Raw genomic sequence first — 13,578 nt, 5'->3', positions numbered from 1 at the left:
GCAGTGGTGATGGAGGACGGGACAGTGGGACGACTCTTCGGTACGGACGGCGTGCGCGGGGTGGCCAACGAGGGCCTGACGGCGGAGCTGGCGCTCGGTCTGTCGGTCGCGGCGGCCCATGTGCTCGGCGAGGCCGGCGCCTTCGACGGCCACCGGCCGGTCGCGGTGGTCGGCCGTGACCCGCGCGCCTCGGGCGAGTTCCTGGAGGCCGCCGTCATCGCCGGTCTGGCGAGTGCCGGAGTCGACGTCCTGCGGGTCGGTGTGCTGCCCACCCCGGCCGTGGCGTACCTCACCGGCGCGCTCGGCGCCGACTTCGGCGTGATGCTGTCCGCCAGCCACAACGCCATGCCGGACAACGGCATCAAGTTCCTCGCCCGCGGCGGCCACAAGCTGGACGACCGGATCGAGGACGCGATCGAGTCCCACTACCGCAGGCACACGCTCGGCGACGAGGACTGGAACCGTCCGACCGGCGCGGCCGTCGGCCGGGTGCGCGAGTACACCGAGGGCTTCGACAAGTACGTCGCCCACCTGATCGGCGTGCTGCCCAACCGCCTGGACGGCATCAAGGTCGTCATCGACGGCGCCCACGGCGCGGCCGCCTACGTCGCCCCCGAGGCCTTCGCCCGGGCCGGCGCCGAGGTGGTCCACACCCTGGGGGCCGAGCCCACCGGCCTGAACATCAACGACGGCGTCGGCTCCACCCACCTGGACCGGCTGCGGGTCGCGATGAAGGAGCACCAGGCCGACCTGGGCATCGCCCTGGACGGCGACGCCGACCGCTGCCTGGCCGCCGACGCCGAGGGCAACGAGGTGGACGGCGACCAGATCATCGCCATCCTCGCGGTCGCCATGAAGGAGGCCGGCACCCTGCGCGGCAACACCGCGGTGGCCACCGTGATGTCCAACCTCGGCTTCAAGCTGGCGATGGAGCGCGAGGGCATCGAGCTGGTGGAGACCGCCGTCGGCGACCGCTACGTGCTGGAGGCGATGAAGGAGCACGGCTTCGCGCTGGGCGGCGAGCAGTCCGGCCACGTGATCCTGCTGGACCACGCCACCACCGGTGACGGCACCCTGACCGGTCTGATGCTGGGCGCCCGACTGGCCGCCACCAAGCAGCCGCTGGCCGACCTGGCCGCCGTGATGACCCGGCTGCCGCAGGTGCTGATCAACGTCAAGGGCGTCGACAAGAGCCGGGTGCGGACCAGCACCGAGCTGGCCGCGGCGGTCGCCGGGGCCGAGGCCGAACTGGGCTCCACCGGCCGGGTGCTGCTGCGCCCGTCGGGCACCGAGCCGCTGGTCCGGGTGATGGTCGAGGCCGCCGACCCGGCGCAGGCCGAGACGGTCGCGCAGCGGCTCGCCGAGGCGGTGCGCGCCCACCTGGGCTGAGCCCGCGGCCGCCGGGCCGGGGCCGGAGACGACGAAGGGCCCCCGCGCGCCGCGGGGGCCCTTCCCGTCGTGCCCGACGGGCGGTCAGAGCTTGCGCAGCAGCGCCCGGCGGACCTTGTGGTCGGCGCCCTTCTGGAGGATCAGGGTGGCCCGGCCGCGGGTCGGCAGCACGTTCTCCAGCAGGTTGGGCTTGTTGATGGTGCGCCAGACCTGTCGGCCGTACTCCATCGCCTCCTCCTCCGGCACCTCGGTGAAGCGGCGGAAGTAGGAGTTCGGGTCCTGGAAGGCGGTCTGCCGCAGCTTGCGGAAGCGGTCCAGGTACCAGTGCTCGATGTCGTCGGTCCGGGCGTCGACGTAGATCGAGAAGTCGAAGTAGTCGGCCACCGCGAGCCGGGTGCGGCCGTCGGAGCCGGGCAGGGCCGGCTGGAGCACGTTCAGGCCCTCGACGATCAGGATGTCCGGGCGCTCCACGGTGAGCCGCTCGCCCTGCACGATGTCGTACACCAGGTGCGAGTACACCGGCGCGCTGACCCGCTCCTTGCCCGCCTTCACGTCTGCGACGAAGCGCATCAGCGCCCGGCGGTCGTAGGACTCCGGGAAGCCCTTGCGGGCCATCAGGCCGCGGCGGCGCAGCTCGGCGTTGGGGAGCAGGAAGCCGTCGGTGGTGACCAGTTCGACCCGGGGGTGCTCGGGCCAGCGGGCGAGCAGCGCCTGGAGCAGGCGGGCCGTGGTGGACTTGCCGACCGCGACGGAGCCGGCCACGCCGATGATGAACGGGGTGCGGGTGCGCTCGGTGTCCGGGGTGTCCAGGAACGTGCCCAGCGTGCCCCGCAGTTCGTGCGTGGCGTGGATGTACAGGTTCAGCAGGCGCGACAGCGGCAGGTAGACGTCGCGGACCTCGTCCAGGTCGAGCGCGGTACCGAGGCCGCGGAGCCGCTCCACCTCCTCGGCGGTCAGCGGCAGCGGCGTACGCTCGCGCAGCGCGCTCCACTCGGCCCGGCTGAGGTCCACGTAGGGGGACGGTGACGGGCCGGGCGTGGCGGCGCCCCGCGTACAGAGTTCGGTCAGCACATGCTCCATTGTGAGCCGTAGCGACGTTCGCGGTGGCTGTGGTGTCGGTCACGCAGCGTTCGCGCGCGGCGGGAAAATGGCCGCAGAACCGCCCTTATGCTGGCACGCATGTGCGGAATTGTTGGATACGTGGGCGCTCAGGCCGCCCTCGACGTAGTAATCGCAGGCCTGCAGCGCCTGGAGTACCGGGGTTACGACTCGGCCGGTGTCGCGGTGCAGGTCCAGGACTCCGAGGGCCGGTGGAGCCTGGCCACGGACAAGCGGGCGGGCAAGCTCGCCAACCTCCAGAAGTCGCTCGCCGAGACCCCCCTGCCCGGCGGCACCACCGGCATCGGCCACACCCGCTGGGCCACCCACGGCGGCCCGACGGACGCCAACGCCCACCCCCACCTGGACGACCACCAGCGGGTGGCCGTGGTGCACAACGGCATCATCGAGAACTTCGCCCAGCTGCGCGCCGACATCGCCGGGCGCGGCCACACCCTCCGGTCCGAGACCGACACCGAGGTCGTCGCCCACCTGCTGGGCGAGGCCTACGCGGGCGACCTCGCCGAGGCCATGCGGGTGGTCTGCCGTCAGCTGGAGGGCGCCTTCACCCTGGTCGCCGTGCACGCGGACGCGCCGGACGTCGTCGTCGGCGCCCGCCGCAACTCGCCGCTGGTGGTCGGGCGCGGCGAGGGCGAGAACTTCCTCGCCTCGGACGTCGCCGCCTTCATCGCCCACACCCGTGAGGCGATCGAGCTGGGCCAGGACCAGGTGGTCGAGCTGCGCCGGGAGGGCGTGACCGTCACCAACTTCGACGGCACCCCCGCCGACGTGCGCGAGTACCACGTCGACTGGGACGCCTCCGCCGCCGAGAAGGGCGGCTACGACTACTTCATGCTCAAGGAGATCGCCGAGCAGCCGAAGGCGGTCGCCGATACCCTGCTCGGCCGGATCGGCACCGACGGCCGGCTGACCCTGGACGAGCTGCGGATCTCCGACGCCGACCTGCGCTCGGTCGACAAGGTCGTCATCGTGGCCTGCGGCACGGCCTTCCACGCCGGCATGATCGCCAAGTACGCGATCGAGCACTGGACCCGCATCCCCTGCGAGGTCGAGGTCGCCTCCGAGTTCCGCTACCGCGACCCGATCATGGGCCCGGGCACGCTGGTCATCGCCATCTCGCAGTCCGGCGAGACCATGGACACCCTGATGGCGCTGCGGCACGCCCGCGAGCAGGGTGCCAAGGTGCTGGCGATCTGCAACACCAACGGCTCCACCATCCCGCGCGAGTCGGACGCGGTGCTGTACACCCACGCCGGCCCGGAGGTCGCGGTCGCCTCGACCAAGGCGTTCCTGACCCAGCTCGTCGCCTGCTACCTGGTCGCCCTGTACCTGGGCCAGGTGCGCGGCACCAAGTGGGGCGACGAGATCTTCGCCGTCATCAAGGAGCTCGGCGACGCGCCGAAGCAGGTCGAGCAGGTCCTGGAGACCATGGAGCCGGTGCGCGAGCTGGCCCGCTCGCTGGCCGACGCCCGCTCGGTGCTGTTCCTCGGCCGCCACGTCGGCTTCCCGGTGGCCCTGGAGGGCGCGCTCAAGCTCAAGGAGCTGGCGTACATGCACGCCGAGGGCTTCGCGGCGGGCGAGCTCAAGCACGGCCCGATCGCGCTGATCGAGGAGGGGCTGCCGGTCGTGGTGGTCGTTCCGTCGCCGCGCGGCCGGTCGATCCTGCACGACAAGATCGTCTCCAACATCCAGGAGATCCGGGCCCGCGGCGCCCGCACGATCGTGATCGCCGAGGAGGGCGACGAGGCCGTCGTCCCGTACGCGGACCACCTGATCCGCATCCCGGTCACCCCGACCCTGCTCCAGCCGCTGGTCTCCACCGTCCCGCTGCAGGTCTTCGCCTGCGAGCTGGCCACGGCCAAGGGCCACGAGGTCGACCAGCCGCGCAACCTGGCGAAGTCGGTCACCGTCGAGTAGTCGCTCGGCCTTCCACGGCGCCCCTGCGGTGGCTGCGTCCTACCGCAGGGGCGCCGTGTCGAGCGTGAAGGAGAACGGGGCGGGGAGCTTGATGCGCCTGCCGAACTCGGTTTCGTGAAGGGTGCCGTAATCACCGTTCTTCGGGTCGGTGAACAGCGTCACCGTTCCTTCGCTGCGGTCGATGAGCAGGTAGCAGGGAACGCCGGCGGCGGCGTAGCCGAGGCGCTTGGACTCGCGGTCCTTGACCGGGTTGGTCGACGTGACTTCGAGGACCAGCTCGACTCCCACAGCGGACGACCACGAGTCCTGGGCGCGGAAGTGGCCGACGGGAGCAACGGTGGCGTCCGGGATGAACCGGCCCTTGGGGGTGATCAGCCCTTTCCCGCCGCTGACGTACAGCTCCTCGGCGGCCTCGCGCGCAACGGCCCGGGCGAACCGGGCGATGGCGTCCTCGTGATCACCGTCCGGTGGTGGCGTCACAACGATCTCCCCTTCGATGAGCTCGGCCTTGAAACCGGGAGGCGTGTCCAGCTCCAGGAACGCCTGGAGGACGTCGTCCTGGCCCAGCGGGTGCTCGACTGCCGGCATGGCGACCATGGCCCTTCTCCCTCCTGTGGGTCCGTGTCGAGCCACAAGGTAGGCGTACGGACCGACACCGGTGGGGGGTCGAAGTGGGGTGTCACTCGAAAGTGTGCCGCAGGGGCGGCTCCCGCGGGGCGGGGACGCGGGCTAGCGTCGGCGGTAGCCGACCGCTGAAGGAGTTCCCGCATGCGTCATGCACACCCTGTGGAAACCGTCCGGGCCGCCGAGGCCGCGCTGATGGCGCGGCTGCCGGAGGGCACCCTGATGCAGCGGGCGGCCGTCGGGCTCGCCGCGACCTGTGCGCGGCTGCTGACCCGGCGTCGGGGGCGGGTGTACGGCAGCCGGGTGGCGGTGCTCGCGGGCAGCGGGGACAACGGGGGTGACGCCCTGTACGCCGGGGCCGCGCTGGCCCGGCGCGGGGCGCGGGTGACGGCGGTGCTGCTGGCGCCGGAGAAGGCGCACCCGGGCGGGCTGGCCGCGCTGCGGGCCGCCGGCGGGCGGGTGACGGTGGAGCGGGAAGCCGGCCTGGCCGACTTCTCGCGCGCGGACCTGGTGCTGGACGGCGTCGTCGGCATCGGCGGCCGGGGCGGGCTGCGCCCGGAGGCCCGGCCGTACGCGCGGGCGGCGCGGACCGGGATCGTGGTGGCGGTGGACCTGCCCAGCGGGGTGGACGCCGACACCGGCGAGGTGCCCGGCGAGGCGCTGCGCGCGGACGTCACGGTCTGCTTCGGCACGTACAAGCCCGGCCTGCTGGTCGACCCGGGGGCCGAGTACGCGGGCGTGGTGCAGCTGGTCGGCATCGGGCTGGAGCTGCCGGCGGCGGACGTGACGGCCCTGCAGCACGCGGACGTGGCGGCGCTGCTGCCGGTGCCGGGCGCGGAGAGCGACAAGTACCGGCGCGGCGTCGTCGGGGTGGCGGCCGGCTCGGCGACCTACCCGGGCGCGGCGCTGCTGGCGGTGGCCGGGGCGCTGCACGGCGGCGCGGGCGCCGTCCGCTACGTGGGCGCCGCCGCCGAGGAGGTGGTGCGGCGCTTCCCGGAGACGCTGGTCACCGAGGGCGGTCCGGCCGGGGCCGGGCGGGTGCAGGCCTGGGTGGTCGGCCCGGGCGGCGGCGAGGGGGCGCGGCAGGCGCTGACCGAGGCGCTGGCGAGCGACGTCCCGGTGCTGGTGGACGCGGACGGGCTGACCGAGCTGGGCCGGCTCGGCCCGGACGCGCTGGCCGGCCGCACCGCCCCCACCCTGCTCACCCCGCACACCGGCGAGGCCGCCCGGCTGCTCGCGGGCGCCGGGGGCGGCACACCGCCGGCCGCCGGCGACCTGGCCGCGACCCGGCTGGCCACTGCCCGCCGACTGGCGGCGGCCTACCGCGCGACGGTGCTGCTGAAGGGCTCCACCACGGTGGTCGCCGACCCGGGCGGGGCCGTGCGGGTGAACCCGACCGGCACCTCCTGGCTGGCCACCGCCGGCAGCGGCGACGTGCTGTCCGGGCTGGCCGGCTCCCTGCTGGCGGCCGGCCTCGCGCCGTTGGACGCCGGGTCGGTGGCCGCCTACCTGCACGGCCTGGCCGGCCGCGAGGCGGCGGGCCGGCCGGGCGCCCCGACGACGGCGCTCGCCGTGGCGGGGGCGCTGCCGGCGGTGTGGCGGGCGGTCCGCGAGGGGGCGCCGACGGAACCGGGGCATCCGGTCACGGCGTCCTGAGCGGGGGAACGGGCGGTCCGCGGCAGGTCGGCGGGCCGTGGGGGGCCGCCGCGCCGACGGGCCGTTCGGCGAGGACTCCGGGACGTCTGGGAGACTGACCCTGATGACAACTGCGAACACGACCGGCACAGCCACCCTCACCGACGGCGTACGGGCCGAGGCGACCATCGATCTCGCCGCCCTGCGCGGCAACCTCGCGGCGCTGCGCGAGCGCGTCGGCGGCCCGGCGGTGATGCTCGCGGTCAAGGCGGACGCCTACGGCCACGGGGCGGTCGAGTGTGCCCGGGAAGCGGTCGCGAACGGGGTCGGCTGGCTCGGCTGCGCGACGCCGGACGAGGCGCTGGCGCTGCGGGCCGCGGGCATCCGCCCCGAGCTGGCCCGCATCCTGTGCTGGCTGTGGACGCCGGGCGGCCCCTGGCGCGAGGCGCTGCGCGCGGACCTGGACATCTCGGTCAGCGGCCAGTGGGCGCTCGACGAGCTGCTGCCCGCCGTGCGCGAGACCGGCATCCCGGCCCGGGTGCACCTGAAGGCCGACACCGGCCTCGGCCGCAACGGCTGCCAGCCGCGCGACTGGCCGCGGCTGGTGGCCGCCGCCCGCGAGGCCGAGGCCGAGGGCCTGCTGACGGTCGTCGGCGTCTGGTCGCACTTCGCCGCCGCGGACGAGCCCGGCCACCCCTCGATCCAGGCCCAGCTGGACTCCTACCGGGCCGCGCTGGCCACGGCCGGGGCCGCCGGGCTGCGCCCCGAGGTCCGGCACCTGGCGAACTCCCCGGCCACCTTGCTGCTGCCCGAGTCGCACTTCGACCTGGTCCGCACCGGCCTGGCCGCGTACGGGCTGTCGCCGGTGCCCGAGGTGGGCTCGCCGGCCGACTTCGGGCTGCGCCCGGTGATGGCGCTGACCGCGCGGCTGGCGCTGGTCAAGCAGGTCCCCGGCGGGCACGGGGTCAGCTACGGCCACCACTACACGACGCCGGGCGAGACCACCCTGGGCCTGGTCCCGGTCGGCTACGGCGACGGCGTCCCCCGGCACGCCAGCGGCACCGGCCCGGTGCTGATCGACGGCAAGTGGCGCACGGTGGCCGGCCGGGTCGCGATGGACCAGTTCGTGGTGGACCTCGGCGGCGACACCCCGGCGGTCGGCGACGAGGTGCTGCTGTTCGGCAACGGCGAGCGCGGCGAGCCCACCGCGGAGGACTGGGCCCGCGCCTGCGGCACCATCTCGTACGAGATCATCACCCGGATCGGCGCCCGGGTGCCCCGCCGCTACCTGGGCGGCAGCCACGCCGAGGGCCCGGCGGCATGACCGACGCGCCGGCCGAGGCCACTCCGGTCGCGGTGGTCGCCAAGGCGGCCGGCGCCGCCTCCGGGGTGAGCCGGGCGGGTGTGATCGGGATCTCGGTCGGCGTGCTGGCGGCCGGGGCGGCCGCGGGCGTCGCGCTGGAGCGGCTGACCGTCGGCCGGGCGATGCGCCGCCGGGCCCGGGCCGAGCTCGACGCGAACGCCCCGTACGGCTCGCTGCGCGGCCGCCCGCGGACGGTGGCCGCGCCGGACGGCACCGAGCTGTACGTCGAGCTGGACGGCACCGGCTGGAGCGGGCCGGACGGCGACGGCTCCGACGGCGAGCCGCTGACCGTGGTGTTCTGCCACGGGTACTGCCTCAACCAGGACAGCTGGCACTTCCAGCGGGCCGCGCTGCGCGAGGGCATGCGGCTGGTCTTCTGGGACCAGCGCAGCCACGGCCGCTCCGAGCGCTCCCGCTCGTACCTGGCGGGCGAGCCGGCCGGCATCGACCAGCTGGGCGGCGACCTCAAGGCGGTGATCGACGCCGTCGCCCCGACCGGGCCGCTGGTGCTGGTGGGCCACTCGATGGGCGGCATGACGGTGATGGCGCTGGCCGACCAGCACCCGGAGCTGTTCCGCGAACGGGTGGCCGGGGTGGCGCTGGTCGGCACCCTCGCCGGGGACTGGAACGACGTCAGCCTCGGTCTGCCGAAGGCCGGCGCCAAGCTGTTCCGGAAGGTCGCGCCCGGGATGGTGAGGCTGCTGGGCCGGCAGGTCGACCTGGTCGAGGCGACCAGGCGGCTGGGCTCGGACCTGTCCGCCGTGTTCTACCGGCGGTTCTCCTTCGGCGGCCGGGACGTCGAGCCCGGGGTGGTGCGCTTCGCCGAGCAGCTGCTGGACGCCACCCCGATCGACGTGGTGGCCGAGTTCTACCCGGTGTTCGGCGTGCACGAGAAGTACGAGGCGCTGGCCGCCCTGCGCGGTCTGCCCGCGCTGGTGCTGGCCGGGACGAAGGACCTGCTGACGCCCTCGACGCACAGCGAGGCGATCGCCGAGCGGCTGCCGGGTGCCGAGCTGGTCCTGGCCGAGGGCGCCGGGCACCTGGTGATGCTGGAGCGCCCGGGGCCGGTCGGCCGCGAGCTGGCCCGGCTGCTGCGCCGGGCCGCCGACTTCGCCGGGGCCGCGCCGCTGCCCGCGGCCGTCCTCGACCTGGCCCGGGAGCGGGCCGCGGAGGCCGTCGCCGACCCCACGTGAGGACGGGGGCCGGTCCTCGGGCCCCCGCCGGCCGCACCGGGGCCCGCCGATGTGGGACGGTAGCGGTGGCGGCCGGTGGTCGGTGCGCCGGTACGGATCGAAGGGCAAGACACGCGCATGGGCTCGCACGCCACTCTCACCGTCCCCACCCCGGAGCGGATGGGCCGGCTCGGCCGGGAGCTGGCCGCGCTGCTGCGGCCGGGTGACCTGGTGCTGCTCTCCGGCGAGCTGGGGGCGGGGAAGACCACGCTGACCCGGGGGCTGGGGGAGGGGCTGCGGGTCCGCGGGGCGGTGACCTCGCCGACCTTCGTGATCGCCCGGGTGCACCCCTCGCTGGTCGGCGGCCCGGCGCTGGTGCACGTGGACGCGTACCGGCTGGGCGGGGACCTGGACGAGATGGAGGACCTCGACCTGGACGTCTCGCTGCCCGAGTCGGTGGTCGTGGTCGAGTGGGGCGAGGGCAAGGTCGAGCGGCTGTCCGAGGACCGGCTGGAGGTCCGGATCGAACGCGCCATCGGCGACACCCCGGACGGCGACGACCAGGACCCGCGCCGGGTGGTGCTGACCGGCATCGGCCCGCGCTGGGCGGACGTGGCGCTGGCGGAGCTCGGATAGCCGACCGGCCGCCGACACCTTGCCGACAGGCTGTCGGCAAGGTGTTGCGGGCGGGGCGCCGGGCGTGGTGGGATGGGTGCTGCGGTTAGGTCTGCCTAACTAGGGAGGCGCCATGTCGAGCACCACCCCCGCCCCGCAGCGCGCGGTCCCCGCCGCCGGGGTCGGAGACTCCGCCCGCCGGGCTCCGGGAGAGCCGATGCGGGCGCTGCTGGCCGCCTGCGCGGCCGCCGAGGCGGTGTCCACGCCGCCCGAACCGGGGGCGGTACCGGACGAACCGGGGGCCGTACCGGACGGAGGACCGTCCGGGCACGGCGAACGGCCCGAGGCGCGGACGCCCCGGGCCGCGTGAGTCCGGTCCTCCCGGGCGCGGGCGGGCCTGGTCGCTCCCGGCCGCCCGGGATCAGGCGATCACGACCACCTTGGTCTCCTTCGGCGCGAAGTCCCAGAGCAGCTGCCCCTCGGCGCGGCCGCTGCGGATGCCGCCGGTCTTGGTGCCCGGGTCGGTGGTCGGCGTCGCGCCGTCCACGGCCGCGCTGAAGCCGAACACCACGCCGTTCTGCTGCGCGAAGCGCACCACGTGCTCGATCTGCCGGCCGTCCGTCCCGGTGGCGGTCGGGGTGCGGCTGTACACGGCGTAGTTGCCCGGGGCCGGCTCGACCGAGCCCGGGGTGACCGGGAAGGCGGCCGTGACCTGCGGGGTCTTCTTCGGGTCGACCAGCCAGACGTAGTGGCTGCCGACCGAGTACACGACCCGGATGCCGGTGCCCGAGGTGGTCGGCAGCGCGGGGACGGTCGGGGTGGCCGCCGGGGTCGGCGCCGCGGCGGTGGCCGTCCCGGTCGCCGTGGTGGTGGCGGTGGGCCTGGCGCCGCCCGCCCGCTCCTGGGCGCCGTTGGCCTGGAAGGCCAGCAGGCTCACCACCACCAGGGCCCCCACGGTCAACCCCGTGACCACCACTCCAGGACCCATCTTCGCCACGTTGCCGCTCCCGCCGCCGTCCCTTTACGTACGGCCCCATCGTGCCAGGTTCATCCGCGCGGGTCGCAGCGCCTCGGATGTGTGTTCCCGGGTAGTACGCCTTGCCGATCGGCCGGTCGGCCCAACGTCGGTCTAACCTTGACCCGTGCTGCTGCTCGCGTTCGACACCGCTACCCCCGCCGTCACCGCCGCCGTCCACGACGGCACGGCCGTCCTCGCCGAGACCCACCAGGTCGACGCCAGGCGCCACGGCGAACTGCTGCTGCCCGCGATCGACCAGGTACTGCGGGCCGCCGGGGTGGACAAGCACCGGCTGACCGGCATCGCGGTCGGCGTCGGCCCCGGCCCGTACACCGGCCTGCGGGTCGGTCTGGTCACCGCCGCCGCGCTCGGCCACGCGCTCGGGCTGCCGGTCCACGGCGTCTGCACCCTGGACGCGATCGCCTTCCAGGCCCGCGCCGAGGGCCTGGCCGGGGAGCCGTTCACGGTCGCCACCGACGCGCGCCGCAAGGAGGTCTACTGGGCCTCGTACGACGCGGAGGGCCGCCGCACCGAGGGCCCCGACGTCGACCGCCCGGCCGAGCTGACCCCGCGGGAGCGCTCCGTCGGCGCCGGCGCGCTGCTCTACCCCGACGCCTTCCCGGGCGCGCACGGCCCCGCGCACGTCTCGGCCGGCGCCCTGGCCGGCTTCGCCGCCGCCGAGCTGGCCGCCGGGCGCGAGCTGCTGCCGAACCACCCGCTGTACCTGCGCCGCCCGGACGCCCAGGTCCCGGCCGGCTACAAGGCGGTGCTCCCGGCGTGAACCACGGCACCACCCTGCGCCCGATGCGCTGGTGGGACATCGCGCCGGTGCTGGAACTGGAGCTGCGGCTCTTCCCCGAGGACGCCTGGTCCGCCGGGATGTTCTGGTCCGAGCTGGCCGACGCCCACCCCGGCGGCACCCGCCACTACACCGTCGCGGCCGCCCCGGACGGCACCGTCGTCGGCTACGCCGGGCTGATGGCGATCGCCGGCGAGGGCGACGTCCAGACCATCGCCGTCGACGAGCGCCACCAGGGCGCCGGCCTCGGCGCGGCGCTGCTCACCGACCTGATCCGGGAGGCCGCCCGGCGCGAGTGCGCCGAGCTGCTGCTGGAGGTGCGGGTGGACAACCCGCGCGCCCAGCGGCTGTACGAGCGGCACGGCTTCGAACCGGTGGGCATCCGGCGCGGCTACTACCAGCCCGCCAACGTCGACGCGCTGGTGATGCGCCTCGACCGCCCGGGTCTCGACCACTCGAGTCCCGACCGCCCGGGCCTCGACCGCCCGAGCACTGACAGCACCGACCCGAAGGACATTGAGGACACCCGCCATGGCTGACGAACCGCTCGTCCTCGGCATCGAGACCTCCTGCGACGAGACCGGCGTCGGCATCGTGCGCGGCACCACGCTGCTGGCCGACGCGGTCGCCTCCAGCGTCAACGACCACGCCCGCTTCGGCGGCGTCGTGCCGGAGATCGCCAGCCGCGCGCACCTGGAGGCGATGGTCCCGACCATCCAGCGCGCTCTGGACACCGCCGGCATCAAGGCGAGCGACCTGGACGGCATCGCCGTCACCGCAGGCCCCGGCCTGGCCGGCGCGCTGCTGGTCGGCGTCAGCGCCGCGAAGGCGTACGCCTGGGCGCTGGACAAGCCGCTGTACGGGGTCAACCACCTCGCCTCGCACATCTGCGTCGACCAGCTGGAGCACGGCCGGCTGCCCTCGCCGACGATGGCCCTGCTGGTCTCCGGCGGGCACTCCTCGCTGCTGCTCAGCGAGGACATCACCAGCGACGTCCGCCCGCTCGGCGCGACCATCGACGACGCCGCCGGCGAGGCCTTCGACAAGGTCGCCCGGGTGCTCGGCCTCGGCTTCCCCGGCGGCCCGATCGTCGACCGCACCGCCCGCGACGGCGACCCCGGGGCGATCGCCTTCCCGCGCGGCCTGTCCGGCAGGAACGACCCGGCGTACGACTTCTCGTTCTCCGGTCTGAAGACCGCCGTCGCCCGCTGGGTGGAGGCCAAGCGCCGGGCCGGCGAGGAGGTGCCGATCGCCGACGTGGCGGCGTCCTTCCAGGAGGCCGTCACCGACGTGCTCACCCGCAAGGCCGTCAAGGCGTGCCGGGACAACGGCGTCGACCACCTGATGATCGGCGGCGGCGTGGCGGCCAACTCGCGGCTGCGCGAGATGGCCCAGCAGCGCTGCGACCGGGCCGGCATCCGACTGCGGGTTCCCCGGCCGGGCCTGTGCACCGACAACGGCGCGATGGTCGCGGCGCTCGGCGCCGAGATGGTGTGGCGCGACCGCACGCCGTCCGCCTTCGACCTGTCCGCCGACTCCTCGCTGCCGGTGACCGACGTCCACGTGCCCCACACGGACTTCCACGGTCAGGCCTACGACGCCCTCGGCGGCGGCGCGGCATGACCGTCGCCGCGATGTGGGAGGCCCGGGCGGCGACCGGCCGGGCCGGCGAACTCGCCGCCTGGGTGCGGGAGTCGGCGCTGCCCGCGCTGCGCGGCTCGGCCGGGCTGGAGCGCCTCGAACTGCTCTCCGCCCCGGGCGAGAGGGTGCTGCTGATCGCCTGGTGGAGCGGCGAGCCGGTGCCCGTCGCCGACCCGCCGGCCGAGCTGTTGGGCCGCCCGGTGCACCGCTGGTCCTTCACCAGCGAGCACATCGAATAACTGATCGGGAACCGCTGACCTGTTCGCTACCGTGCTAGCTGAGAGAA

Annotated in this window: 14 protein-coding genes; 11 read left to right on the top strand and 3 right to left on the bottom strand. The window is 74.9% G+C overall.

What is annotated here, in order from left to right:
• The first annotated feature begins 24 nt into the window (after nucleotides 1-24).
• On the top strand, nucleotides 25-1,389 hold the full coding sequence (gene glmM / locus ACZ5GH_RS15220) for a phosphoglucosamine mutase (RefSeq protein ID WP_387756353.1): 1,365 nt from the start codon (nucleotides 25-27) through the stop codon (nucleotides 1,387-1,389).
• A gap of 84 nt (nucleotides 1,390-1,473) precedes the next feature.
• On the opposite strand, the gene coaA is transcribed toward glmM, so the two are convergent.
• Nucleotides 1,474-2,469: a type I pantothenate kinase gene (gene coaA, locus ACZ5GH_RS15215; protein WP_387756355.1), complete on the bottom strand. Its 996-nt coding sequence runs from the start codon at nucleotides 2,467-2,469 to the stop codon at nucleotides 1,474-1,476.
• 99 nt (nucleotides 2,470-2,568) lie between these two features.
• Here coaA and glmS point away from each other — a divergent pair, with 99 nt between their 5' ends.
• Nucleotides 2,569-4,425: a glutamine--fructose-6-phosphate transaminase (isomerizing) gene (gene glmS / locus ACZ5GH_RS15210; protein WP_387756357.1), complete on the top strand. Its 1,857-nt coding sequence runs from the start codon at nucleotides 2,569-2,571 to the stop codon at nucleotides 4,423-4,425.
• 39 nt (nucleotides 4,426-4,464) lie between these two features.
• Here the strand turns inward: glmS and ACZ5GH_RS15205 are convergent, their stop codons facing one another.
• Nucleotides 4,465-5,022 carry a Uma2 family endonuclease gene (locus tag ACZ5GH_RS15205; protein WP_387756359.1) on the bottom strand — a complete coding sequence of 186 codons (558 nt, stop codon included), beginning with the start codon at nucleotides 5,020-5,022 and terminating at the stop codon, nucleotides 4,465-4,467.
• Between the two features lie 171 nt (nucleotides 5,023-5,193).
• On the opposite strand from ACZ5GH_RS15205, the gene ACZ5GH_RS15200 reads away from it, so the two are divergent.
• The 5 genes from ACZ5GH_RS15200 (at nucleotide 5,194) to ACZ5GH_RS15180 (ending at nucleotide 10,204) form a co-directional block, all read left to right on the top strand.
• Nucleotides 5,194-6,705, top strand: coding sequence for an NAD(P)H-hydrate dehydratase (locus ACZ5GH_RS15200; RefSeq protein WP_464334494.1), 1,512 nt, complete (start codon nucleotides 5,194-5,196; stop codon nucleotides 6,703-6,705).
• 103 nt (nucleotides 6,706-6,808) lie between these two features.
• Nucleotides 6,809-8,008, top strand: coding sequence for an alanine racemase (alr, locus tag ACZ5GH_RS15195; protein WP_464334493.1), 1,200 nt, complete (start codon nucleotides 6,809-6,811; stop codon nucleotides 8,006-8,008).
• Complete coding sequence (locus tag ACZ5GH_RS15190) at nucleotides 8,005-9,240, top strand: alpha/beta fold hydrolase (RefSeq protein ID WP_464334492.1); 1,236 nt, start codon at nucleotides 8,005-8,007, stop codon at nucleotides 9,238-9,240. The genes alr and ACZ5GH_RS15190 overlap by 4 nt, the downstream gene beginning before the upstream one ends.
• Nucleotides 9,241-9,357: 117 nt before the next feature.
• Entirely contained in the window at nucleotides 9,358-9,855 is a 498-nt protein-coding gene (gene tsaE / locus ACZ5GH_RS15185) for a tRNA (adenosine(37)-N6)-threonylcarbamoyltransferase complex ATPase subunit type 1 TsaE (RefSeq protein ID WP_387756367.1), read from the top strand.
• A 112-nt stretch (nucleotides 9,856-9,967) separates the two neighbouring features.
• Nucleotides 9,968-10,204, top strand: coding sequence for a hypothetical protein (locus ACZ5GH_RS15180; protein ID WP_464334491.1), 237 nt, complete (start codon nucleotides 9,968-9,970; stop codon nucleotides 10,202-10,204).
• 51 nt (nucleotides 10,205-10,255) lie between these two features.
• Here ACZ5GH_RS15180 and ACZ5GH_RS15175 read toward each other — a convergent pair whose 3' ends face one another.
• Nucleotides 10,256-10,822 (bottom strand): hypothetical protein, encoded by a 567-nt coding sequence (locus tag ACZ5GH_RS15175; protein ID WP_387756371.1) that lies wholly within the window; start codon nucleotides 10,820-10,822, stop codon nucleotides 10,256-10,258.
• Between the two features lie 154 nt (nucleotides 10,823-10,976).
• Between ACZ5GH_RS15175 and tsaB the strand changes: the two genes are divergently transcribed.
• From tsaB to ACZ5GH_RS15155, 4 genes are read left to right on the top strand one after another with little or no spacing between them, the layout of a single operon-like run.
• Nucleotides 10,977-11,633, top strand: coding sequence for a tRNA (adenosine(37)-N6)-threonylcarbamoyltransferase complex dimerization subunit type 1 TsaB (tsaB, locus tag ACZ5GH_RS15170; protein ID WP_464334490.1), 657 nt, complete (start codon nucleotides 10,977-10,979; stop codon nucleotides 11,631-11,633).
• Between the two features lie 23 nt (nucleotides 11,634-11,656).
• Nucleotides 11,657-12,190, top strand: a complete 534-nt coding sequence (gene rimI, locus ACZ5GH_RS15165; RefSeq protein ID WP_464336832.1) for a ribosomal protein S18-alanine N-acetyltransferase — start codon at nucleotides 11,657-11,659, stop codon at nucleotides 12,188-12,190.
• Nucleotides 12,183-13,274 carry a tRNA (adenosine(37)-N6)-threonylcarbamoyltransferase complex transferase subunit TsaD gene (gene tsaD, locus ACZ5GH_RS15160; protein ID WP_387756375.1) on the top strand — a complete coding sequence of 364 codons (1,092 nt, stop codon included), beginning with the start codon at nucleotides 12,183-12,185 and terminating at the stop codon, nucleotides 13,272-13,274. Before rimI ends, tsaD begins: the two co-directional genes overlap by 8 nt.
• A complete protein-coding gene (locus ACZ5GH_RS15155; RefSeq protein ID WP_387756377.1) occupies nucleotides 13,271-13,531 on the top strand; it encodes a hypothetical protein in 261 nt (86 codons plus the stop codon). Before tsaD ends, ACZ5GH_RS15155 begins: the two co-directional genes overlap by 4 nt.
• Nucleotides 13,532-13,578: the final 47 nt, after the last annotated feature.

This window comes from Kitasatospora sp. Xyl93, from assembly GCF_055383135.1.
This window is presented reverse-complemented; position numbering and strand designations above follow the sequence as displayed.

Bases quoted from the DNA above. Each gene is read 5' to 3' on its own strand.
- coaA (WP_387756355.1), bottom strand. From the start codon at position 2,469: ATGGAGCATGTGCTGACCGAACTCTGTACGCGGGGCGCCGCCACGCCC.
- tsaD (WP_387756375.1), top strand. From the start codon at position 12,183: ATGGCTGACGAACCGCTCGTCCTCGGCATCGAGACCTCCTGCGACGAG.
- ACZ5GH_RS15200 (WP_464334494.1), top strand. From the start codon at position 5,194: ATGCGTCATGCACACCCTGTGGAAACCGTCCGGGCCGCCGAGGCCGCG.
- rimI (WP_464336832.1), top strand. From the start codon at position 11,657: ATGCGCTGGTGGGACATCGCGCCGGTGCTGGAACTGGAGCTGCGGCTC.
- ACZ5GH_RS15180 (WP_464334491.1), top strand. From the start codon at position 9,968: ATGTCGAGCACCACCCCCGCCCCGCAGCGCGCGGTCCCCGCCGCCGGG.
- alr (WP_464334493.1), top strand. From the start codon at position 6,809: ATGACAACTGCGAACACGACCGGCACAGCCACCCTCACCGACGGCGTA.
- ACZ5GH_RS15190 (WP_464334492.1), top strand. From the start codon at position 8,005: ATGACCGACGCGCCGGCCGAGGCCACTCCGGTCGCGGTGGTCGCCAAG.
- ACZ5GH_RS15155 (WP_387756377.1), top strand. From the start codon at position 13,271: ATGACCGTCGCCGCGATGTGGGAGGCCCGGGCGGCGACCGGCCGGGCC.
- tsaE (WP_387756367.1), top strand. From the start codon at position 9,358: ATGGGCTCGCACGCCACTCTCACCGTCCCCACCCCGGAGCGGATGGGC.
- ACZ5GH_RS15175 (WP_387756371.1), bottom strand. From the start codon at position 10,822: ATGGGTCCTGGAGTGGTGGTCACGGGGTTGACCGTGGGGGCCCTGGTG.
- ACZ5GH_RS15205 (WP_387756359.1), bottom strand. From the start codon at position 5,022: ATGGTCGCCATGCCGGCAGTCGAGCACCCGCTGGGCCAGGACGACGTC.
- glmS (WP_387756357.1), top strand. From the start codon at position 2,569: ATGTGCGGAATTGTTGGATACGTGGGCGCTCAGGCCGCCCTCGACGTA.